Genomic DNA, 21,997 nt, shown 5'->3' with positions numbered 1-21,997 from the left:
CAGGCACCGATTCTGTTATCTTCAGATCACACCTGTGGTCAGAAATGGGCCGGGAAAGCTGTGGGCCCAGAAGTTGCTGTCGCACAGCCAGTTTGATCCGCCCCCGAGTAATCGATGGAGAAGTCCGATGTCAGTCGTTGCCGAGATCGCCTTTCCGCACGCATCCGGAGTCGGGGTGCGCACGCTGCCCGAAGGTTTTACGCACACCGCCCGCATGCGTCCTGACGCTGTCGCGTTGCGCACGTCGGGAGGTACGGTCGAGATCACCTGGGCCGAGTATGCGCGGCGGGTCGAGCGCATCGCTGCCGGGCTGTCGGCGTTGGGCGTTCGCCGCGGCGAACCGGTGGCACTGATGCTCAGCAACCGTCCGGAGTTCCACCTGGTCGACACCGCACTCCTGCATCTGGGTGCCATTCCGTTCTCCATCTACAACACGAGTGCCCCCGAGCAGATCGACTACTTGTTCACCGACGCGGGCAACTCGGTGGTCATCACCGAGCAGGCCTTCGTGGCGGCGATCGAAGGTGCCGGGACGGCGATCGATCACGTGGTCAGTGTGGACAGCGGCGGCACCATCACGCTCGCGGAGGTCGAGGACACCGACCTCGGCGACTTCGATCTGCAGGCAGCGGCCGACGCGGTCCAGCCTTCCGATATCGCGACCCTGATCTACACCTCGGGCACCACGGGCCCGCCGAAAGGTGTCGAGATCACCCACGCGAACATCGTTGCCGAGTTGTCTGCGCTGGCAGAGCACCTGACCATCGGTTTCGACGATCGCATCATCTCGTATCTGCCCGCGGCGCACATCGCCGATCGGGTGTCCGCGCACGCGGCGAGCCTGGTGCGCGGCATCCAGATCACGTCGGTATCGGACCCTCGCGAGATCGCCGCCGCGCTCGCCGAGGTGCATCCGTCTGTGTTCTTCGGGGTGCCCCGGGTCTGGCAGAAGATCAAGGCGGGGATCGAAGGAAAACTCGAGGCGGAAACCAATCCGGTGAAGTCGAAGCTGGCGGCGTGGGCCCTCGGTGTCGGATCCGCGGCGGCTCGCGCCGACCTCGCGGGCACGAGCCGCGGCCGCATCCTCGACGTCCAGTACAAGATTGCCGACAAGTTGATCCTCTCCGCCGTGCGCAGCGCTCTCGGTCTGGACAACATCAGCTTGGCGGCCTCGGGAGCGGCGTCGATCCCCGCGGAGGTCCTCGAGTTCTTCGCCGGTCTCGGTATCCCGGTCGTAGAGGTGTGGGGCATGTCCGAGACCACAGCGGTCTCGACCATGACCACCGCCGACGATCTCAAGATCGGTACCGTCGGCAAACCCCTGACCGGGGTCGAGATCAAACTCGCCGACGACGGGGAGTTACTGGTACGTGGCCCGATGGTCATGCGTGGTTACCGCAACCAGCCGGAGAAGACCGCGGACACGATCGACTCCGACGGCTGGCTGGCCAGTGGTGACATCGCCACCGTCGACGACGACGGCAACTACAAGATCGTCGATCGCAAGAAAGAACTACTGATCAACGAGTCGGGGAAGAACCTGTCGCCGACCAATATCGAGAACGCACTCAAGGCGGCGTCGTCGTTGATCAGCCAGGTCGTCGCCCTCGGCGACGGTAAGCCGTACGTGGCAGCGCTTGTGGTCCTGGACCCCGATGTGGCTGCGGCGCGTGCCGGCGCTCTCGGTCTCGACGCTGCCGATCTCGCCTCGCTCGCCGAGCACCCCGACATCCGGGGGGAGGTCCGGGCCGCGGTCACGACGGGCAACGGCAAGTTGTCGCGCGTGGAGCAGATCAAGCGGTTCGTGATCCTGCCCCAGGCGTGGGAGCCGGGAGGGGAAGAACTCACGCCGACCATGAAACTGCGGCGCAAACCGATCTCCACGAAGTACGCAGAGCTGATCGTCGACCTCTATGCGACCGATACCGGTGGCGCGGTGATCGACCTACGGTGAGTCGGCCTCGCGTTCGGCTCTGCGCTGGTCGAGGACGAAGAACACAAGGGTGACGGCAAGGAAGCCGGCGGCCAGCCACACTGCGTGGGCGTCGAACAATTGCGTCGCTACGGCGCCGATGAGCGCACCCGCGGCGAAGGTCCCGGCGACTCTGGCGTAGGTCGAAAAGGCCGACAGAGCTTCCGTGCGCTTGTCGACCGAAGCGGCGTAGCCGTACTCGATCATGTGCATCAGATTGCCGGTCGTCGCGACGGCGAAGTAGCCGAGTTCACCGATGCTGCGAAACATCGTGATCGTCATGGCCGTGCAGAAGGCGATGGGCACGGTCACGTAGGTGTGGGGGACCGAGGTCGGCACAAACCCCACGACCGCCAGCACCCCGACCTGAAGCGCGATCGTCCACCGAATCGGATGGTTCAGCAGATGATCGACCCTGCCGGATTTGATGTGTACGGCCAAGGTCACGCCGAGCAGAAACGCCAGGATCGGCCACAGATGTAGCAGTGCCGCAGACCAGTGGCGGTCGGACAGCCCGATTCCCATCAGGATCACATTGGCGGTCTGGACGTTGGCGAACACCCCTCCGCGGACGAGGAACGTGTACGAGTCGAGGAAGCCGCTGGCCAAGGTGATGAGCAGGGCGAACCGTAGTGTCGAGCTCGTACTCTGCACGGGGCCACTTTCGGTGGAAATTATTGGTCTGAAAGATATCAGGATCCACCGAACAACCCCGGCGAATCTGCTCCGCGAGGGGTGTCCTCGGGGATAGGTTCTCGAGTACAGGCATGTCCGATTTCAACGTTGCTCGCGGCGTGCCGCATCGAGACTTGTCGCCATCATCTGTCAGGAGTTCACCGATGAACCCGAATACCGCAGACACCGTCTTTCACCACGCTTCCGGAGCGGCGGTCCACACCACGGCAGAAGCGTTTCAGCACACCGCAAAGATGCATCCGGACCGCGTCGCGTTGCGTACCCCTGGGGTATTCAGGAGATCACGTGGCGTGAGTACGCCACGCGAGTGGAATCGATCGCGCTGGGGCTGGTGACCCTCGGTGTGAAACGCGGCGACACCGTCGGCCTGATGTTGACGAATCGGCCCGAGTTCCACCTCGTGGACACCGCGATCGTGCATCTCGGTGCCATCCCGTTCTCCGTGTACAACACCAGTGCACCGGAGCAGCTCGCATATCTCTTCGGTGACGCCGCCAACCGGGTCGTCGTGACCGAGCAGGTCTTCATGCCCGCGATCCGGGAATCCGGTGCCGCCCTCGAGCACATCATCACCGTCGACGGTCCCGCCGAGGGCGCCATCGAACTGCGCGACGTCGAGGCCGATCCGGACACCGAGTTCGACTTTCAGGCCTCCTGGCGGGCGGTGGAACCCGACGACCTCGTCACGTTGATCTACACATCCGGGACGACCGGGCCGCCGAAGGGGGTGGAGATCACCCACCGCAACGTGATCGCGGCCGCCGAGTCGGTGTCCGCCGAACTCGACACCGGCTTCGACGATCGGATCATCTCGTACCTACCTGCCGCACACATCGCGGATCGGGTTTCCTCGCACAGTGCAAATCAGTTGCGGGGCATACAGATCACGTCGGTTTCCGATCCTCGCGAGTTTGCCGCGGCCCTCCCTGATGTGCGGCCGACGGTGTTCTTCGGCGTTCCCAGGGTCTGGCAGAAGATCAAGGCCGGCATCGAGGCGAAGGTAGGAGAGGAGACAAGCCCGGTCAAGTCGAAGCTCGCCGCATGGGCGCTCGACGTGGCCGCGCGTGCTGCCAGGGCAGACCTGTCGGGTCGACCACGGGGCCGGGCTCTACAGGTGCAGTATCAGTTGGCGGACTCGCTCGTGCTGTCGAAGGTGCGCGCCGCGCTGGGACTCGACGAGCTGAAGTTGGCGATCTCGGGCGCTGCGTCGATTCCGGCGGAGGTCATCGAGTTCTTTGTGGGACTGGGCATTCCGGTCATCGAGGTGTGGGGTCTGAGTGAGACCACGGGCGCGGCGACGAAGACCACCGTGGACAATCTGAAGGTGGGCACCGTCGGCAAACCCGTAGAGGGTGTCGAGATCAAGCTGGCCGAGGATGGGGAAGTGCTCGTGCGGGCGCCGATCATCATGCGCGGATACCGCAACAAACCGGACAAGACCTCGGAGGCGATCGACTCCGACGGCTGGTTCGCGACGGGCGATGTCGGCACCATCGATGCCGAGGGCAATCTGACGATCGTTGATCGGAAGAAGGAGCTGATCATCAACGAGTCGGGAAAGAACATGGCTCCGAGCACCATCGAGAACGCGATGAAGGCGAACTCGTCGCTGGTCAGTCAGGTGGTGGCGATCGGCGACGACAAGCCGTACATCACCGCGCTGATCGTGCTCGATCCCGATGTCGCCGCGCTTCGCGCCAAGATGCTTGGTATCCCGGAGGCCCAGATCGCCGACCTTGCACGCAATCCGGCGATCGTCGAGGAGGTGACGTTGTCGGTGAAGGCGGGCAACACGAAGCTGTCCCGGGTCGAGCAGGTCAAGCGATTCGTCATCGTTCCGTCGGCGTGGGATCCAGGAGGAGTCGAGTTGACCCCGACGATGAAGCTGCGGCGCAAGCCGATCGCGAGCAAGTACGAGCAGACCATTGTCGATCTGTATTCATCGCCTGCAGGCCCTGGTGTCGTCGACCTCGCAGAATGACCGCCCGGCAGGCGACGTCGGGCCGGCACGGGAGATGATGGCAGGGTGATTGAAGCACTGGTTTTCGACATGGATGGCGTGCTGGTCGACTCGGAGCCGATCTGGGAGGAGGTGCGCCGCGGCGTCGTTGCCGAATACGGCGGCACGTGGCTCCCCGAGGCACAGACGGCGCTGATGGGGATGAGCACCCCCGAGTGGGCGGCCTATCTGAGTGCAGACCTCGGCGTCGGCAAGGCGCCGGCGGAGGTCGCGACCATCGTGATCGATCACATGGTGGCCCGTTACGAAGAACACCTGCCGGTGCTACCGGGTGCGGATGAAGCCGTTCGTCGCTGTGCAGCGCGCTGGCCACTCGGCCTGGCCAGTTCGTCGCCGCGCAGACTCATCGACGCGGTACTCGAAACAGCAGGCTGGACCGACTTGTTCGAGGTCACCGTCTCGACCGAAGAACTCGACCGTGGCAAGCCCGCACCGGACGTGTACCTGCACGCCGTACGGGAGCTGGGCCGAGAACCCGCCGCATGCGCGGCCATCGAGGATTCGTCGAACGGCATGCGATCGGCGACGGCGGCAGGTTTGATTCTGATCGCGGCGCCGCGGCCGGACTATCCGCCTGCCGATGATGCTCTCGCGAAGGCGGCCCTCGTGATCGACGGAATCGACGCGCTGACAACGGACGCGGTCGAGTCGCTGGGCACAGATCAGGCGAGCACGCGGTAGGTGACAGTGGCGGTCCGACCGGGCTGACCGTCGTCGACGGATACGAGATCGGCGAAGTCCTCGCCCCGTTCGTCGGCCGCGTCGGCCGCGACGTTCTCGAAGTAGAACAGCCGCTCGTGCTCGGAACGCCACAGATCCCCTGTCTGCGGCACCTGGTGAACGATCGTCCGGTCACGCATTGATCGCCGGTCCTTTCCCTTGCAGTGTTCCGCCGACCGGCAGCGACGCCATGGTTCGGCTGCGGTGCGTTTCGAGGTGTTCGGCGATCCGCGCTGCGGCGTGCACCCGGGCGCCCTCGAAGGTGAGTGGGTCGTGCCCCGAGAGGTCTGCGACCTTGAGCAATCGGTAGGAGATCGTGTTGCGGTGCAGATGCAGGGCTCGTGCGGCCGCCTGCGCATTGCAGGAATGGTCGAGAAATGTCCACAACGTCGCTCGCAGCAGGTCGTGTCCGTCGAGGACCGCAGAGATCTGGCGGTACCGAGTGTGTACCTCTGCGGCAGCGGTCGCAACGCTGTAGGCAAAGACGACGTCGTCGAGGCTTGCCAGTGTTTGCGTCGATTCGCCGATCTGGTTGAGGGTGCAGATGAGGTGCGCGTGCTCCACGGCCGAGGGGATCTCCGCGTGGGAGGCCGCGGAGAAGGCACCCCCGGCATACGCGGGAGGGGAGCCGAGCATTCCATCACGCGCTCCCTCGAGCTGAGTCCGCACCGATTCGAGTGTGCGTTGTCCGTCGGTGTCGGCGGTCTGCTGGGGGACCAGCGCGGTCCACGTGCTGCGTTCCGGTGCGACAAGCGCTCCGGGAATGGCCACCAGGCGTTGGTAGAGGGCGCGGGCGGCACCCGCGTCGCCGTCCAGCGGGCAGATGGTGATCACCAGATATCTGGAGGCCAGTGGAGGAAGATGCGCCAGCGACCAACTCTGCGGAGCCTGGCCGCGCAGGAGGGCCACCGCAACCGTGCGCGCGGTGTCGTCTCTGTCGGGGAGGTCGCTCGCCGGCGCCTGGGTGCAGGCTACGGCGATCCGCGCCGTGATCCTGGTCAGATAGCGCATGAGTTGCCCTGCGCCCGCGATGAGAATCTCCTGCTCGTCCGGGGTCGAGCCTTCGGACAGTCGGGACCAGATCAGGGTGGCCCCGGAGCGGTATGCATCGAGAATGCTGTCGAGTGGCACTCCGTCGTGATGACGAGTGAGCGCCAGTGCCACCACGGGTTCGAGCTCCGCATCGCTGGGTTCGACCCCCGTGACCATCGACTTGATGAAGAGATCGATGTTTCGGTGGACACCGAGGACAAAGTCCTCCTCGACCAACGCCGCTGGCGTCTGCTGGTAGGGCGGAAGCTGATCAGAGAACCCGGTGATCACTCCGGCGGCCCGCCGGTGCAGATTCTCGAGCGCCATCTTGCGGTTCGCGGTCATACCTGTTGACGAGGCATTCTGGTAAAAATCCCCTCTGGAGAGATCGGTGTGTGGTGGTAAGGACACCTCACCGAAGCACGGGCACGCCATGAAGGAAAGAGAGAATTTTTGACCAAGATTTTGTGCAGTCGCACAAGCTTTCGTCAGCCACCAGGGAAGTTCTCCGGAAGGGGAGCGAGGTCCGCCTTGAATCTGGGCCCCGGTGGGAGTCCGCGGAGGACGGCGGTGGTCCACGCCACAGCGGGCGGCCAGCCGACCACGGCATTGACGATGTGTTCAGGTAGTGGCATCGAGTAGAAGCGCATGTCGGCGCCGCGATCCCAGTACGACTGCACGGTGGGTAGCACGACGTCGGCAGGCGGGATGAGCTCGTCCCATACGCCGTGCCACCAGAAGATCGGGGTGTCGGGGATGTGTTTGCCGAGGCTGTTGTCCTCGAGCACCTGTGCGATCGCAGGTGCGGTGGCCAGTGACTTACCGGGCTGAAAATAGGCGCTGATCGGACGGTAGAAACCGCCCAGGGCCAGCGTCGCGTAGCAGCGGCGCTGTGCGTCGGCGACCAGTTGCTGACCATCTGCGTCGAGGATGTCTGCAGGTTTGAACTGGTCGGGATAGCTCCGCGACAACGCGGCCCAGCCGAGCCACATCGTAAAATTGCTGAGTCCGGTGAGTCCCGGTTGGGGCTCGCTCGCGTACTCGACCTGCGCCGCCAGGTCCGCGGGGAAGCCGCCGAACGCGCTGCCGAGCAGATGTACATCCGGCGCATACGATTCCCGCAATTCGGCAGCGCGAACCGATCCCGATCCCCCGCCCGAGTATCCGTAGAGGGCGATTCCGGAGTCCCTGAGCCCCAGCGCCTTGTCGTTCTTGACGGCGCGCAGGCTGTCGAGCACCATCTTTCCTTCGTCGTAGGTGTTGAATGTGTTGAACTTCCCGTCGAAGTCCGGGATGTTGATCGCGAAACCCTGCCCGAGCCAATAGATCAGGAGTGCCGATTCCTTCATGGTTCCGGTCTGCAGGGTGTGCGATGGGTTGCAGGACGAGTCGGTGGAATCGATGGCCTCCTGGAACGACAGCACCGGCCGAGGGCTGCCCTCCCACGGTATGCCGGGCACGATCAGCGATGTGGCAGTGACGATCGGCCGGTTGTGCACGTCGTTCGACCGGAAGAGCAGTTGCTTGGTGTAGACGGGAAACGGGATGCCGAGAATCCGCGTCTGGACTTCACGGGTGCGCACGATCTGCCCTGCAGCATACGAACCGAGGTTCGAGGGATCGGTGTACCAGGGGTCGTCCTCCGGCGTGGGGATCGGTAGCTGATCGTAGATGTCGGGTTCGGAAGGCAACTGCGGCAACTGATTCTGGTCAGACGGGAATGCGGGCGGGAACGACGGACCGGCCGACGCGGTACCGACCGCACTCATTCCGGCGATGCCCACGCACAGCGCGACGACCAACGGCACCATCGATCGAAGTAGAGATATGACCATGAAGTGAACGCCCCCTCGAACGAGCCGGACCCGAGATGGGCCTCGTCGTGACTGAGATCACTGTGCGGTGAGCGGGGGAGCGCGCGCTAGTGACGAAGCGACGGAGTTGCTGGTGTCGCATTCGAGCACCTGCACTAGACCGGTCGGTCAACCGGTTTCTTGAGCCGAACATGGACGAGCACCGCACTCAGCGCCAGCACGGCTGCCGTTGCGATCGACGCAGCGTGCATGCCGGAGACGAATGCGGCGTTGGCCGAATCCGTCAGCGCCACAGCGGCCTCCGGGCCCAGCTGCGCTGCAACGGTTGAGGAGCCACCCAGCGTCTCCTGAGCCGCCGCGGCGGACGAGGGGTCCAGCGCCCCGGTGTCGAGACCTCTGCGGAAGATCGACATGACCACACTTCCCAGGACTGCCACGCCGAGTGCCACCCCCAGTTCATAGGCGGTCTCAGAGACCGCCGACGCTGCACCGGCTCGTTCTGGCTCGACCGCGCTGACCACGAGGTCCGACGTCAGGGTCAACGCGATCCCGACTCCGATCCCCACCAGCACGAAACCTGCGATGAACAGCCCGACGCCGCTGTCGGTACCCAACCCGATGAGCAGCAGTGCCCCGACGGCCGATATGGCGAGTCCACCCGCCAAGACCGTACCGGCGGTCCACACGCGGACGAGATAGGCCGCACCCAGGGAAGCGACCGCGCTGGCTGCGGTCCCCGGCAGCAACACGAGGCCGGCTTCGAGTGGGCTGCAGCCCAGCACCTGTTGCAGGTACTGCGACCCGAAGAACAACACTCCGGACAGGGCGAAGATCGACAGGAAGTTGGTGAACACTGCAGTCGAGAAGTCGGCTTTGCCGAACAGTTCCAGGTCGATCATCGGTGCGTCGAGGATTCGCTGTCGTCGCACGAAGACGACGCCGGCCATGATCCCGACGAGTGCTGCGACCAGGTCCGTCAGGCTCGGCCCGTGTGCCGCAGTCTCCTTCACGGCGTACACGATCGGCACCAGCGCCAGCATCGACAGACCTGAGCTCAGCAGATCGAATCTACCCGGACTCGGATCCTTGGATTCCGGGATGACCAAGGGGCCCAGAATGATCAGAGCGGCCATGAGGGGGAGGTTGATGAGGAACACCGAACCCCACCAGAAGTGCTCGAGCAGCCATCCACCGACGAGGGGGCCGCCCGCAGCGCCGCCACCTGCCATCGCGCTCCACACCCCGATGGCGGTGACGCGCTGACGGGGATCTTTGAAGATTGTCCGGATCAACCCGAGCGTGGCCGGCATCAGGGTCGCCCCCGAAACACCTTGCAACACCCGCGCGGCGATGAGCATCTCCGGGCTGACGGCAAACGCCGCGAGCACCGATGCGATACCGAATCCGGCCGCTCCGATCAGGAGCAGGCGGCGCCGTCCGATGCGATCGCCGAGGGTGCCCATGGTGATGAGCAGGCCGGCGAGGACGAATGAGTAGACGTCGATGATCCAGAGGAGTTGTGTGCTGGTCGGTTCGAGATCGGCGCTCAGGAACGGTAGGGCGATATCCAGCACGGTCGCATCGATCGCGATCAGGAGTACGGCGAACGCGAGTACGACGAGTCCCAGCCACTCCTTGGCTCCTGCGGTCTGGCGATCGCTGTGCTGCGTTCCAGACATGCGCGAGCGGCTCACGACGCGTACTCCCTTGTGTTCGGCCCGGAGAAAACCGTCCGGACGGTACAGTAACCGTATCAGTGAACCGTCCAGCCGGTAAAGTAGCGGCCATGGCCTCTGACACCCGTGACCGGATCCTCGATGCCCTGGAAGAGATGTTGCTGAACGAGGGGCTCTCGAGGGTCACGCTGGAGAGCGTCGCGAAGTCGGCCGGGGTGTCGAAAGGCGGTCTGCTGTACCACTTCAGCAACAAAGATGCACTGATCGCCGCGATGGTTCGGCGACTGGGAGAACGCTCGGACGGCCAGCGCGCCGACGCCGCCCGCGGCGGGACCACGGTCGCCACCTGGTACCTGCAGCCCCCGGAGTCGACGTCCGACAAAGAACTCGCGTTGTTCCGCTCGACCCTGGCGGCGTTGCGCAGCGTTGATGGGAACCCCGGTGAGATCCAGGCGGCGGTCACCGAGGTGATGCAACTATGGGACGAGGGTCTACGAGCCGAGATCGATGACCCCGTGAACGCCGAGATCATCCGGCTCGTGGGCGACGGCCTGTATCTCGGGGGATTGTTGGGTTTGCCGTCGATCGACCCCGACCTGCATCAGCGAGTCGTCAATCGGCTACTGCGCGAGGCGTGATCGGCGGCTCGGTGGACCACGGGAAGTTGATCCAGAGGTCGGTGTACTTCCACGTGTAGTCGGCGCGGATCACCGATGCCGGCTTCTCGTAGAGCACGGCGGTTCTGACCTCCGACGCGTGGTCGCGGCAGAACGAGTGCACGAGTTCGAGGGTCTTCCCACTGTCGGCGACATCGTCGACCACGAGAACGCTCAGGCCGTCGAGTTCGGTCGCGTCGAGGATCGGCGGCAGGATGACCGGACTGTCCAGGGTCGTCCCGACGCCGGTGTAGAACTCGACGTTCATCGTGAACAATGCCTTGCAGTCGAGCGCATAGGCCAGCGCTCCGGCGGGTACGAGACCACCGCGAGCGATGCCGAGTACGACGTCGGGAGCAAAACCCGAGTCGGCGACGATCTGCGCGAGCTCCCGGCTTGCGCGTCCGAAGATCTCCCACGTCAACACTTCTCGATCGCTCATCGACCAATGGTCGCATGCCGCGGACTCGTGGCAAACGGATGGCCGCTCGACCTCCAGGCTATTTCTTGAAGCGGCCGGCGAATCCTCTCAGCGGGAGGTCGGCACTGGTGATGATGCCCGGCCGCGCCGCGACGACGCTGCGGATCGAGTTGAGAGCGGGCAATCCGGTGACGGTCATGCCGATGGAGGCGAAGTTGGCGGGATCGGACAGATCAACGCCGCGCTTGGGAAAGATCATGTGCTTGTTGTAGATGCACGGGTCGCCTTGGATCTGAGTGATGTAGCAGCCCTTGATGTCCCAGTTGGGTGTGGTGTGTGGAGTCATCTGCCATTCCAGATGGGTCTCGATCCTGGGAACGCCGTCGACCATGCCCTGGTACTTGATGTAGTTGCCGCCGAGTGATCCCTTGGGCAGCTGATACCAGCCCAGATCGACGTCCTTGGTGCACGCGCCGAGTTCATAGCTGAACGTCACCTCGTCGAGTTCGAGGCCGAAGCAGTCAGCCATCAGGAGCACGCTGTCGCCGAAGACCCGGGTGTACTTCTCGAGTTTGTCCGGAATACTCGGATCGTCGACGGGCAAACCGTAGCCGACCTCGATCCAGGTGTCCTTGGAGTGGTGGCAGGACACGTCGACCGATTCGAGGGTGATGATGTTCTCGATCTCCGCGACATCGGCCGAGCACACCACGCCGAGAATTTGGTTGACACCGGGATTCATGCCGGTGCCGTAGAACGTCGATCCGCCCCGCTGACACGCTGCCTCGAGCACCTCGGTGACCTTCTTGCCCGACACGTGCGGATGATTCTCGTCGCGGTGGTGACCGGTGATGAAGTCGGCGGTGGTGACGATGTTGATCCCCGCTTCGAGCACCTTCTCGTCGGCGGCGTCGGGAAATACGCCGTGGAACGTCACGACATCGGGGTGTGCGGCGATGATTTCCTCGACGGTCCCGGTGGCCGTCACGCCGATGGGGTCGAGTCCGGCGATTTCACCTGCGTCGCGGCCGATCTTCTCCGGTGTGTATCAGTGCAATCCGATGAGTTCGAGATCTCGGTGAGCGCCGATTCGCTTGATCATCTCGGTTCCCACGTTGCCGGTCGCGACCTGGAAGATCCGAATCGGGGGGTGCTCAGGCGTGCTCATGAAGTGGCCTTTCGGGCGAGGGGGTGGATGGTCAGCGAGCGGTTGCTGCCTTCGGGTCGAAGTCGGCGGGATAGAACTGGGTGGCCCACTTTGTGATGGCGGTGAAGCCTTTGAACTCCGAGGGAGAGAGGGCGGGTGGGTCGGAGTAGCGCTGGTACTTCCAGATTCCGATGTCGTTCTGGAACTGTTCGATCACGCCGCGAGCATTGCGCAGCGCACGAGAAGTGGGTCCGTCGTTGTCGTCGCCGGGGGTGCGTCCGATCCAGACGGTGAACCGGATGTCCGAGGTCGCGTCGTCGATCGGGGTGACCGAGGTGAGCGTGCGATTGTCGATCATTCCCCAGCTCTTGGTGCCTGCCACCCCGATTCCGCTGTTGATCGCCTGCACTCCACTGTTGATCTCGTCGGCAGGCACATCGTCGAACGCGATGGTGAAATCGACATAGGACACCGGGGCGTCGAAGTCGTGACGGGTGAACTCGGGCACCAGTGGGGTGTTGTGCACGTATTTGAAGTGCGCGAAGTCCACCCCGTTCTCCATCAGGTACTGCGGATGGATCTCCAGCCCGGTCTCGAACAATGTGCTGTGGCCGTAAGCGGGTTAGTAGTCGGCGGCGCTCCTGCCGTCGTCGAACCCCGACAAGACATCGGCGACCTCGAAATACGGTGCACGACCGTTCTCGTCGAACCAGATGAACACTGATTCGCTGTGCTCGGTGACCGGGTAGGTTCGGATCCGCCTGCCCTTGTTAGGGCGCTTTTCGTAAGGAATGCACACGTTTCGTCCCTGGTTGTCCCACTCCCAGCCATGGAACGGGCACCGCAGGATCTCGCCGTCGACGGTGCCTCCGTGGCCGAGATGCGCACCCAGATGTTCGCAGTAGGCATCCATGACCGTGACCTGGCCCGATGCTGATCTCCAGGCGATCATCTCAGTGCTGAAATACGTCATCCGATGAACGTCACCAGCCCGGATCTCCGCCGACCACGCCACCTGAAACCAGCCCGTCGGCTTCATGGGCAGCGGTGTTTTCGCCATCGAGGCCTCCCGTACGAGTCGTCGGATCCGAAAGGAATGATAGACCCCTCTGCGAATGTTTGGAAGAGGGTTCTATGAATCTGGATGTGCGCGATGAGGCGTCGTTAGTATGGGTGAGATGACCGAAGCGGAGGTTGCCGGCAGACGCAGCAACAAACGAGGGATGGCAACTCGTGACAGCATGCTCGACGCCGCGCTACGGTCCCTGGCCTCTGGCGATCCCGGCGCTGTGTCGGGCAACCGCATCGCCAAAGAGATCGGCGCCACCTGGGGAACGGTCAAGTATCAGTTCGGTGATATCGACGGTCTGTGGGCAGCGGTGCTGCAATACACCGCCGAGCGTCGAGGCGATCTGCCGGCGAGCGCGCCGGCGAGTGCGTCGCTGCGTGACCGGGTCAGCGCCATCGTCGACAATCTGTATGAAGGCTTGAGCGGCAAAGACTCTCGCGCCATCGAGACCTTGCGAGCCGCGATGCCGCGAGACCGCGTGGAGTTCGAACGGCTGTACCCGCTGACCGCAGCCGAGTTCGAGTCGTGGCGGCAGGCGTGGCTCGACACCTGCCGCCGCGCGTTCAGTGGCCTGGATGTCGACCCGGAGCGAGTCGCCGAGGTCGCCGCGTTCATACCCGGCGCCATGCGGGGGATGGTCTCGGAGCGCCAGCTCGGTACGTACACGGACCTGGACCTGGCCAGGCGTGGTTTCACCAACGCGATAGTGAACTATCTCGAGCCGTCGTTCTCGACAACCGGTCCGGCCTGATCAGCTCAGGTGGTGCGGCTGCGGATGAGACCTGTGATCCCAGTCAGATCCGGTCGAATCCTGATCAGGCGAGCCGGTATCCGGATTTCCCTGTCCTGCCGGAACCAGGGACACGATGATCGATTTCGATGTCGGACAGTTGCTGTCGAGAGCGGTGGAGTCCAGCGGAACCAGCGGGTTGGTCTCGGGGTAGTAGGCGGCAGCGCACCCTCGCGGTGTCGCGTATTCGACGATGCGGAATGACGGTGCGCACCGGACGTTGTCGTCATCGTCCCAGCGCGAAACGATGTCGACGATGTCGCCGTCGCGGTGACCGAGTGCCGAGATGTCCTCTCGGTGCATGAAGATCACCCGTCTGCCGCCCTCGATGCCGCGGTACCGATCGCTGAGTCCGTAGATCGTGGTGTTGAACTGATCGTGACTGCGGAGTGTCTGCAGGATCAGGTGGCCGGCGGGAACCTGCAACACCTCGATCGGCGAGACGGCGAATTCTCCTCGGCCGGAGTCTGTCTCGAAGGTTCGCGTATCACGAGGTGGATGGGGGAGGATGAAGCCTCCCGGTCTGCGCACATTCACCTCGTAACCCTCACAGCCGGGCACGACGCGGGAGATGTGGGCACGGATGGTGCGGTAATCACCGCGCATGGCGGCCCAGTCGATGCCATGGCGGTCGCCGAGGGTGGCTTCCGCGATGCCGGTGACGATCGCGACTTCCGATCGCAGCTGAGGGCTCGCCGGGGCCAGCGGTCCCCGGGAGGCGTGGACCGAACACGTCGAATCCTCGACCGTGATGAATTGTGGCCCGCCCGCCTGGACGTCTTTCTCCGTGCGGCCGAGGGTGGGCAGGATGAGTGCGGTGTCCCCGCACACGAGGTGACCCCGGTTGATCTTCGTCGAGATCTGCACTGTCATCCGGGCGCCGCGAAGAGCCTTGAACGTGACGTCGCTGTCGGGTGTGGCCTGCGCGAAGTTACCGCCGAGACCCAGGAAGAAGTGGGCCTTGCCGTCGCGCAACGCGCGGACGGAATCGACTGTGTCGAGGCCGTGTTCGCGCGGCGGATCGAAGCCGAACTCACGCTGTACCGAATCCAGGAAGTGCTGAGGCGGTCGTTCCCAGATGCCCATGGTGCGGTCTCCTTGGACGTTGGAGTGCCCACGGATGGGGAAGAGCCCGGCGCCGGGCTTGCCGATATTGCCCTGTGCAAAGGCGAGATTGGTGAGTTCTTTGATCGTGGCGACCGCGTTGCGGTGCTGGGTCAACCCCATCGCCCAACAGAAGACCGTGGCTTTCGAACTGCGCAGGAGCTCGGCCGCATCCGTGATCTGCTGACGGGTCAGGCCGGTTGTCGTTGTCACGACTTCCCAGTCCACCGCCCGCACGTGCTCGCGCCAAGACTCGAAACCGGTGGTGTGCGCATCGATGAAGTCGTGGTCCAGGGCATCCCATTCGACGAGCAATGACCCGAGAGCCTGGAACAGGGCGAGGTCGCCGTTGAGCGCGATCGGCAGGAACATGTCGGTCAGGTCGGTGCCCGGTCCCACCATGCCTCGCGGGGTCTGCGGGTTCTTGAAGTTGACCAACCCGGCTTCGCGCAGTGGGTTGATGGCCATGATCTTCGCGCCGTTCTGCTTCGCCTTCTCGAGGGCGGACAGCATCCGGGGATGATTGGTGCCCGGATTCTGCCCGGCGATGATGATCAGTTCGGCGTTGTAGACGTCGTCGAGGGTGACGCTCGCCTTACCGATCCCGATCGATTCCTGCAGGGCGATCGAGGTTGATTCGTGGCACATGTTGGAACAGTCGGGCATGTTGTTGGTGCCGAACGCGCGGGCGAACAGTTGATACACGAAGGCAGACTCGTTCGACGCCCGGCCCGAGGTGTAGAAGATGGCCTCATCGGGGGTTTGGAGGCCGTTCAGTTCGTCGGCGATGAGTGCGTACGCGTCATCCCATGCGATGGGTTCGTAGTGGGTCCCGCCGGGCCGTTTGATCATCGGGTGGGTGATGCGACCCTGTTGACCGAGCCAGTGCTCGGTGTGACTGTCCAGCTCGGCAATGCTGTGAGCAGCGAAGAATTCCGGTGTGGCCCGGGTGGTCGTCGCTTCTTCTGCGACTGCTTTTGCGCCGTTCTCGCAGAACTCCGCAGTGTGCCGGTGACCTGGGTCGGGGTCCGGCCAGGCGCAGCTCATACAGTCGAATCCTTCGGCCTGATTCAGCGACAGCAACGTCTTCGCGGTGCGGACCGGTCCCATGTGACCCAGTGCGCGTTTCATCGAGACTGCGACAGCCGTGGGTCCTGCTGCATGATTCTTGGGCGGTTCGATGTCGAGGTGGCGCAAGTCGTTCTCGTTGTTGTCGTTGTTTGCCGGCATGGTGCCCCTTCGTGTCTCACGCGCTCACGTCACATCGTCGACTGGATGGCTGCGTGAACATGGTTACCCCGTAGGGCCGGTCCTCACGCCTACTGCGCGGGCGGTGTTTCCCGGACCTCGACCGTGGCTATCCGTGAGACGAAGGGCCGTGCCAGAACTTGGCCGAAGCCACGCCATCGGGACAGAGGGTCGCAGCACTCATGGAAATTGTCGCATTCGTCGTGATCGCCGTCGTTGTGATCGTCGTCTTGATTCTGCTGCCGCGCAGGAAGAAGACGCAGCAACCGCATGACAACCAGCCGCACCTGAGGCACGAGCACCGCACGGGACGGGCGCGGGCCCTTCGCGATCGGCTGCGTTCCAAAACACCTCGGGAGTGACGAAGTCGATGATTGCTTCTTCCCGGGATCGGATACCCCGGGGTGAGGTCGACGGTCAGCGGAAGGTGTGAGGTGGACGGGCGGACGTTACATTACGGCGAGTTCTACGGTGTCTCTGACGGCACGGCCGCCGACGACCGGGATCTGTTGGTCGTATGGGGCAACTGCCAGGCAGAAGCGTTACGGATCGTACTGTCGAGTTCGATCGATCTCCCGTACCGCACGGTGCGGGTGCCGCCCGTCCACGAACTCGAGGTCGACGACATCCCATCGGTTGAACACGTGGTCCGGCGCGCGTCGGTGATCGTCACGCAGCCGGTCCGCGCCGGGTATCGGGGATTGCCGATCGGCGGGCAGGATCTGATCGAGATGGCGCCCTCGGCGACCCGAATTGTGTGGCCGGTGATCCGCTACGGCGGTCTGTATCCATTCCAGGTGATCGTCAGGCATCCGGAGAGTCCTGCCGCCACGCCCGCGGCAGTCCCGTACCACGATCTGAGAACCGTTGTGGCTGCGAGAGACCGACGAACGTCGTTCGGTGACTGGGACATCGATCTCGAACCTGGTCGTGTTCGCGCTGCGGCCCAATGGAGTATCGAGCAACTCGCGGCCCGTGAGCGTCGGCAGTGCGATGTCGCCATCTCCGATGCTCTGCTCGGGCTCGGTGCTGACGCGGCCCACACGATCAATCATCCAGGCAACAGCGTGCTGCTCGCCCTGGCGGGTCGCATTCTCGATGAACTCGACGCAGACGCGCCGTCTACGCCGGATCGCGAGTTGCTGGGCAATGTTCGGGCGCCGTTGGAACAGCGCGTCGTTGATGCGCTTGGTCTCACCGCGACTGCGCGCGAGGATTGGCTGGTCGACGGTCTGCCGCTGAGTGACGAGTATGTCCACGAGCGGCAGTTGGCCTGGTATGCAGCACATCCGGAGTTCATCGAGGCCGCGCTGGACCGGTATGTCGAGCTGATCGACATTCTGGGACTTTCATGACCCGACCCATCGGGCATTACGTCGTCGGCCCTCGTTCTCACGGCGTCGTTCGTTACGCACGCTCGGTTCTCGACGCTGCGATCGTGATCGGTGCGGATCACAGACTCCTTCTCGGCCGTACGCCCCTCTCTGGACGCCTTGCCGCCGCGGGTGAATGCGGCATCGTGCATATCCATGTCACCGACAAGTTGTTCGGCTCCAGCCCTGCGGCAGCGCAGCAAAAACTGCTCTCGACGATGGCGGAACTCCGGCGACCGATATCGGTGACATTTCATGATGTGCCACAACCATCCGATGGTCCGGGGATGCGCCGGCGCGCGGCCTTCTACGCCGCGGTGGCGCGGCAGGCAGTGGGGGTGATCGTCTCGAGCCACCACGAAGCCGCACTGTTCGCGGAGTTCGTCGATGCGTCCATCGAGGTGCAGGTGGTGCCTCTCATGTTCGATGGCGTCCGCGTCCAGAAGCCGTCGCTCACGAGGGAAGTGACTGTCGGTGTCCTCGGGTTCCTGTATCCGGGAAAGGGACATCTGGAAACGTTGCAGGCGATGGCCGATCTCGACCCATCGGTCGGTTTTCTCGCGCTCGGCACGCCCTCGCCGGGGCATGACCACCTCGTCGACGATTTGGGCAAGGTCGCAGCGGACTCGGGGCGCAGTTGCGAGATCACCGGCTTCCTCACCGATGATGAACTGCGTCGACGAATGGCCGAAGTCACCGTCCCGGTGGCGTACCACCGGCACATGTCGGCTTCCGGTTCGATCAATGCCTGGATCTCGGCGGGACGCAGGCCACTGGTTCCGCGGACGGCATACACCCTGGAACTTTCTGCGCGGTCCCCTGGCGTGGTGGCGATGCATCCGGACGACAACGATGCGTTGCGGTCTGCAGTTACAGCCGCTGTCGCGAGTCCTGAACACACCTGGACCGACTCAGCGGTGACGACGTCACCGACCGCTGTCGAGGTCGCTCGGGAATATGACCGGCTGCTGCGACGGTGGAGCGGATGAACGTCATAGAGCTGCAGGACGGTCGAGTCGTCGTACCGGACAATCGGTGGGACCTCGCCAAAGATTGCTCGACAACCCCGCTGGTCAGTGTGGTCATCCCGTACTACAACCAGCCTCGGCAACTGGCTCTGGTCCTCGAGGCACTGACGGCCCAGACATATCCGATGGACCGGATGGAGATTGTGATCGCCGACGACGGCTCGACAGACCCGCCGGACGTCGACCGCTGGTCGTGCTGTCTGTCGGTGATCGTGGTGCGTCAGGAGGACAGGGGATTTCGGGCTGCTGCCGCCCGCAATCTCGGGGCGGCCGCGTCGTCGGGGTCGATTCTGTGCTTTCTCGATGCGGACACCGTCCCCACCCCCGATTACGTTCGGCGGGCCATCAGATTGCCGGCGGTGGCGCCGGACTCCGTCGTGGTCGGGCGCAGGTTGCATGCGGATTTAGCAGACGTCGCCCCGGGACGGGTCGGCCGGTGGTTCTCGGAGAACTCCGCCGCCGGGCGATCGCACGACGAACGTGAACCTCGGTGGCTGGCGGACGCCTACCAACGCACGTCGAATCTTCTGATGCCGGGATGGGACGGGTATAAGTATGTGATCAGCGCCGTGTTCACCTGTAGTCGTGAGCTTTTCGACGACATAGGCGGTTTCGACCCCACATTTGTGCAATACGGGGGAGAGGACTGGGAACTGGCCAATCGTGCATTCATGATGGGCGCGGTGTTTGCCCACGAACCCGCTGCAATCGCGTGGCACGACGGCCCTGACTGGGCCGAGCGACCGGTCTCGGACCGACTCGCGGGGAAAAACGCCGAAGCCCTGGCACTCGCTCCTTTGATCACCGATCCTGCTGCCAGGACCTCGGGCCTCGGGTACTCGGTTCCCGACCTCGCTGTCGTCATCGACACGGAGGGGCACACGGCGCCGTCGTTGTTGCGGACGGTCGCGAGTGTCCTGCGCGGCGTCGACGGTCGGGTGTGGTTGCAAGGGCGCGCAGCGCAGAGTCTCCATCGCGCTCTGGGAATTGAGGACTCACGCGTCCTCGTCGGGTATCCAGGGCCGGCGATCAACGGCCGCTGCCGATTCTACGCCGAGGTGAGCGGACGAGTAGTGTTCTCGCGCAACAGTATTCCGCTCCTCGTTGAGGAACTCGATCCGGGAAAAGCCGGTCAGGTTATCGTCGATTTCGACCGATCGCGGCCGGCGGCGGTGACTGTGTGGTCGTCGCGCGCGCGTCATCGATCGCGTCGATGGTCGAAGGAAACGCAGCGCACAGAGGACGAACTGCTTCGGGCTTTGTTCGGCGTTCGACGCGTTGCGCCGACCGAAGTCGGGATCGCCGTTGCCGATGCCGACCCGTCGCTGTCCTGGTGACGGCCGCCCCGTTGTCAGCTACTTGCTACCGTCCGAGAAGTTCGTCGGAGATGATCCGCATCTGTATTTCGCTGGTGCCCTCGAAGATTTTGGTCAAACGCGCATCGCGCCAATACCGTTCGACCTGGAAGTCGGTGGTGTAGCCGGCGCCGCCATGGATCTGGACGGCTTCACTGGTGACCTGCTCCGCCATCTCGGTGGCGACGAGTTTGCACATCGATGCCTCCAGCGAGCAGCGTCGACCGGTGTCGATGTCGGTCGCGACCGAGTACATCAATTGACGAGCTGCCTCGATGTCCGCCGCCATCTTGGCGATCTTGAATCGCAGGTATTGGAAGTCGGCGAGGGGGTGTCCGAATTGCCGGCGGGCGTGCATGTACGCGATGGAATCCTCCAGCGCGCCGCGAGCCAGCCCGATTGCGCGGGCCGCGGTGTGGGCGCGGCCGACCTCGAGCCCCGACACTGCCAGGTAGAAGCCCTTACCCTCCTCGCCGAGCATCCGGTCTTGCGGAATCCGGAAATCGTCGAAGGCCAATTCCCAGGTGTCCCATCCGAAATAACCGATCTTGCAAATCTTGGTGCCCGAGATGCCCGCGGGAAAATTGTTGCGCTGCTTGTCGATCAAGAATGCGCTGATGCCGCGGTGGGGTTTGGCGGGATCCTTGACCCGATCTGTTCGTGCGAAGAGGACCATGTAGTCGGCCTCGTGCGCGTAGGTGCACCACATCTTCGTGCCGGTGACGACCCAGTCGTCACCGTCGCGGGTGGCTCTGCAGGCGATGTTGGCGACGTCGGACCCGGCTTCGGCCTCGGACAGTGCATAGGCCCCGAGGTACTCGCCGCGCGCAACGCGGGGAAGGAGGTCTGCCTCCTGCGCGGGTGTGAATCCGCCGCCCATGCCGTTGCCGCGAGCCAGCAGGCCGCTCACGCTCATCCAGGCCCGGGACAATTCTTCGGCCACCAGGCAGTATTCGAAAACTCCCAGACCAAGGCCACCGAACTCCTCGGGAATCATGATTCCGAAGAACCCGATGTCGGCCATCGCCTGTTTGAGGGTCTCTGGAATGGCGCCTTGCACCGGGTCGAGTTCATTCGCTACCGGGAGCACCTCTTTCATCGCGAATTCACGGGCGAGGTCGCGGATTGCGAGTCGGTCGGCAGTCAGGTGACGAGGCGAGTCGGTGCGAGGCTGTGAAGGCCTATGGGTCATGACGCTCCTCAGTCGGGTGGGGTCGTTACGCCGAGCACTGTTCGTCGATGACCCGTCTGGTCGACGTGCAGTGAAGCCAGTAGAGCAGAGTATCCCGGTGCGCCTCCGACTCTTGTGCGTCGCGGGTGAGCAGCCTATTCTGGTTGCGCGGCTGACACCCAGCCGCCGCGGAGTACATAAGCCGGGCGCCGTGGGTTGTGCGGAACCAGCCGCGACGTCGTCACGATCTCGGATACATGCATGCTGTCGGGGCAGCGTTCCGCTTATGGTCGACGTGAACTGTTGCCACGCATAGTGATCGAGACGTTCCTGCACTTCTGTTGAAGAATGCGGGATACGGGTCCGGGGACACCACATGCATTCTCGTGATGATGATTCGACAGACCGGCGAACGATGGAGCCGTCTGCGCTACCTGACATGTGGATGTCGCAGCCGAGCGCATTCAATGGTCGCGATGAACCAGATGCGACTGCGACCATCGCGCTCGCTGCCTCGTTCGCCCTCGCCATCGGGTCGGTGGTCTTTGTTGCCGGCCTCGTCCTCGGCGGCTTGCTGCTCGCGTTGTTGAGCCTGCTGATAGTGATCGGCGTGATCGGTTTGGCGTTCTTGCTTCAGTGGCTCGACTAGGGCATCTCGCAGGGTGGTCTACACTCACTTCAGTTAATCGACACTAACTGAAGTTG

At 63.8% G+C, this 21,997-nt stretch carries 16 protein-coding genes and 3 pseudogenes; 9 read left to right on the top strand and 10 right to left on the bottom strand.

Annotated features, from left to right (window positions below):
• Window positions 1–127: 127 nt before the first annotated feature.
• On the top strand, window positions 128–1,954 hold the full coding sequence (locus tag BFL43_RS12945) for a long-chain fatty acid--CoA ligase (RefSeq protein WP_084892947.1): 1,827 nt from the start codon (window positions 128–130) through the stop codon (window positions 1,952–1,954).
• On the opposite strand, the gene BFL43_RS12940 is transcribed toward BFL43_RS12945, so the two are convergent.
• The gene (locus tag BFL43_RS12940; protein WP_084892946.1) at window positions 1,946–2,626 is read right to left on the bottom strand and encodes a YoaK family protein; all 681 of its coding nucleotides are present in this window, start codon (window positions 2,624–2,626) and stop codon (window positions 1,946–1,948) included. The two genes, BFL43_RS12945 and BFL43_RS12940, sit on opposite strands and share 9 nt — an antisense overlap.
• A gap of 185 nt (window positions 2,627–2,811) precedes the next feature.
• Between BFL43_RS12940 and BFL43_RS12935 the strand changes: the two are divergent.
• Window positions 2,812–4,649: pseudogene (locus tag BFL43_RS12935) on the top strand (long-chain fatty acid--CoA ligase).
• A gap of 45 nt (window positions 4,650–4,694) precedes the next feature.
• Window positions 4,695–5,369 (top strand): HAD family phosphatase, encoded by a 675-nt coding sequence (locus tag BFL43_RS12930; RefSeq protein ID WP_206186659.1) that lies wholly within the window; start codon window positions 4,695–4,697, stop codon window positions 5,367–5,369.
• Here the strand turns inward: BFL43_RS12930 and BFL43_RS12925 are convergent.
• The 4 genes from BFL43_RS12925 to BFL43_RS12910 all read right to left on the bottom strand — a co-directional run bounded on the left by BFL43_RS12925 (window position 5,351) and on the right by BFL43_RS12910 (window position 9,933).
• A complete protein-coding gene (locus tag BFL43_RS12925; protein WP_084892944.1) occupies window positions 5,351–5,548 on the bottom strand; it encodes a hypothetical protein in 198 nt (65 codons plus the stop codon). The two genes, BFL43_RS12930 and BFL43_RS12925, sit on opposite strands and share 19 nt — an antisense overlap.
• A complete protein-coding gene (locus BFL43_RS12920; protein ID WP_168176628.1) occupies window positions 5,541–6,785 on the bottom strand; it encodes a helix-turn-helix domain-containing protein in 1,245 nt (414 codons plus the stop codon). The genes BFL43_RS12925 and BFL43_RS12920 overlap by 8 nt, the downstream gene beginning before the upstream one ends.
• Before the next feature lie 143 nt (window positions 6,786–6,928).
• Window positions 6,929–8,251 (bottom strand): lipase family protein, encoded by a 1,323-nt coding sequence (locus tag BFL43_RS12915; protein WP_084892942.1) that lies wholly within the window; start codon window positions 8,249–8,251, stop codon window positions 6,929–6,931.
• Window positions 8,252–8,409: 158 nt separating this feature from the next.
• Complete coding sequence (locus BFL43_RS12910) at window positions 8,410–9,933, bottom strand: MFS transporter (RefSeq protein ID WP_084892941.1); 1,524 nt, start codon at window positions 9,931–9,933, stop codon at window positions 8,410–8,412.
• A gap of 107 nt (window positions 9,934–10,040) precedes the next feature.
• On the opposite strand from BFL43_RS12910, the gene BFL43_RS12905 reads away from it, so the two are divergent.
• Entirely contained in the window at window positions 10,041–10,568 is a 528-nt protein-coding gene (locus BFL43_RS12905) for a TetR/AcrR family transcriptional regulator (RefSeq protein WP_084892940.1), read from the top strand.
• Here the strand turns inward: BFL43_RS12905 and BFL43_RS12900 are convergent.
• The 3 genes and pseudogenes from BFL43_RS12900 to BFL43_RS12890 form a co-directional block, all read right to left on the bottom strand.
• Window positions 10,543–11,028 (bottom strand): phosphoribosyltransferase, encoded by a 486-nt coding sequence (locus BFL43_RS12900; protein ID WP_084892939.1) that lies wholly within the window; start codon window positions 11,026–11,028, stop codon window positions 10,543–10,545. The genes BFL43_RS12905 and BFL43_RS12900 overlap by 26 nt on opposite strands.
• A 58-nt stretch (window positions 11,029–11,086) precedes the next feature.
• Window positions 11,087–12,175: pseudogene (locus BFL43_RS12895) on the bottom strand (dihydrodipicolinate reductase).
• Between the two features lie 31 nt (window positions 12,176–12,206).
• Window positions 12,207–13,214, bottom strand: a pseudogene (locus BFL43_RS12890) (Rieske 2Fe-2S domain-containing protein).
• A 118-nt stretch (window positions 13,215–13,332) separates the two neighbouring features.
• On the opposite strand from BFL43_RS12890, the gene BFL43_RS12885 reads away from it, so the two are divergent.
• Window positions 13,333–13,974, top strand: coding sequence for a TetR family transcriptional regulator (locus BFL43_RS12885; protein ID WP_084892992.1), 642 nt, complete (start codon window positions 13,333–13,335; stop codon window positions 13,972–13,974).
• Here BFL43_RS12885 and BFL43_RS12880 read toward each other — a convergent pair whose 3' ends face one another.
• Window positions 13,975–16,347: an FdhF/YdeP family oxidoreductase gene (locus BFL43_RS12880; protein ID WP_084892938.1), complete on the bottom strand. Its 2,373-nt coding sequence runs from the start codon at window positions 16,345–16,347 to the stop codon at window positions 13,975–13,977.
• Window positions 16,348–16,799: 452 nt separating this feature from the next.
• Here BFL43_RS12880 and BFL43_RS12870 point away from each other — a divergent pair, with 452 nt between their 5' ends.
• From BFL43_RS12870 to BFL43_RS12860, 3 genes are read left to right on the top strand one after another with little or no spacing between them, the layout of a single operon-like run.
• Entirely contained in the window at window positions 16,800–17,720 is a 921-nt protein-coding gene (locus tag BFL43_RS12870) for a WcbI family polysaccharide biosynthesis putative acetyltransferase (protein WP_084892936.1), read from the top strand.
• Window positions 17,717–18,727, top strand: coding sequence for a hypothetical protein (locus tag BFL43_RS12865; RefSeq protein ID WP_084892935.1), 1,011 nt, complete (start codon window positions 17,717–17,719; stop codon window positions 18,725–18,727). The genes BFL43_RS12870 and BFL43_RS12865 overlap by 4 nt, the downstream gene beginning before the upstream one ends.
• On the top strand, window positions 18,724–20,103 hold the full coding sequence (locus tag BFL43_RS12860; RefSeq protein ID WP_084892991.1) for a glycosyltransferase: 1,380 nt from the start codon (window positions 18,724–18,726) through the stop codon (window positions 20,101–20,103). The genes BFL43_RS12865 and BFL43_RS12860 overlap by 4 nt, the downstream gene beginning before the upstream one ends.
• A gap of 25 nt (window positions 20,104–20,128) precedes the next feature.
• On the opposite strand, the gene BFL43_RS12855 is transcribed toward BFL43_RS12860, so the two are convergent.
• Entirely contained in the window at window positions 20,129–21,313 is a 1,185-nt protein-coding gene (locus tag BFL43_RS12855) for an acyl-CoA dehydrogenase family protein (protein WP_084892934.1), read from the bottom strand.
• A 355-nt stretch (window positions 21,314–21,668) separates the two neighbouring features.
• Between BFL43_RS12855 and BFL43_RS12850 the strand changes: the two genes are divergently transcribed.
• Window positions 21,669–21,941 carry a hypothetical protein gene (locus BFL43_RS12850; protein WP_143695291.1) on the top strand — a complete coding sequence of 91 codons (273 nt, stop codon included), beginning with the start codon at window positions 21,669–21,671 and terminating at the stop codon, window positions 21,939–21,941.
• Window positions 21,942–21,997 lie beyond the last annotated feature (56 nt).

This window comes from Williamsia sp. 1135, assembly GCF_002095395.1.
Taxonomy (GTDB): domain Bacteria; phylum Actinomycetota; class Actinomycetes; order Mycobacteriales; family Mycobacteriaceae; genus Williamsia.
Note: the sequence above shows the minus strand (reverse complement) of the source record. Positions and strands in the feature narration are given on the sequence as shown.

What these genes read in the sequence shown, in the direction of transcription:
- BFL43_RS12945 (WP_084892947.1), top strand. Translation starts at nt 128, where the DNA reads ATGTCAGTCGTTGCCGAGATCGCCTTTCCGCACGCATCCGGAGTCGGG.
- BFL43_RS12925 (WP_084892944.1), bottom strand. Translation starts at nt 5,548, where the DNA reads ATGCGTGACCGGACGATCGTTCACCAGGTGCCGCAGACAGGGGATCTG.
- BFL43_RS12920 (WP_168176628.1), bottom strand. Translation starts at nt 6,785, where the DNA reads ATGACCGCGAACCGCAAGATGGCGCTCGAGAATCTGCACCGGCGGGCC.
- BFL43_RS12915 (WP_084892942.1), bottom strand. Translation starts at nt 8,251, where the DNA reads ATGGTGCCGTTGGTCGTCGCGCTGTGCGTGGGCATCGCCGGAATGAGT.
- BFL43_RS12910 (WP_084892941.1), bottom strand. Translation starts at nt 9,933, where the DNA reads ATGTCTGGAACGCAGCACAGCGATCGCCAGACCGCAGGAGCCAAGGAG.
- BFL43_RS12905 (WP_084892940.1), top strand. Translation starts at nt 10,041, where the DNA reads ATGGCCTCTGACACCCGTGACCGGATCCTCGATGCCCTGGAAGAGATG.
- BFL43_RS12900 (WP_084892939.1), bottom strand. Translation starts at nt 11,028, where the DNA reads ATGAGCGATCGAGAAGTGTTGACGTGGGAGATCTTCGGACGCGCAAGC.
- BFL43_RS12885 (WP_084892992.1), top strand. Translation starts at nt 13,333, where the DNA reads ATGACCGAAGCGGAGGTTGCCGGCAGACGCAGCAACAAACGAGGGATG.
- BFL43_RS12880 (WP_084892938.1), bottom strand. Translation starts at nt 16,347, where the DNA reads ATGCCGGCAAACAACGACAACAACGAGAACGACTTGCGCCACCTCGAC.
- BFL43_RS12865 (WP_084892935.1), top strand. Translation starts at nt 17,717, where the DNA reads ATGACCCGACCCATCGGGCATTACGTCGTCGGCCCTCGTTCTCACGGC.
- BFL43_RS12860 (WP_084892991.1), top strand. Translation starts at nt 18,724, where the DNA reads ATGAACGTCATAGAGCTGCAGGACGGTCGAGTCGTCGTACCGGACAAT.
- BFL43_RS12855 (WP_084892934.1), bottom strand. Translation starts at nt 21,313, where the DNA reads ATGACCCATAGGCCTTCACAGCCTCGCACCGACTCGCCTCGTCACCTG.
- BFL43_RS12850 (WP_143695291.1), top strand. Translation starts at nt 21,669, where the DNA reads ATGCATTCTCGTGATGATGATTCGACAGACCGGCGAACGATGGAGCCG.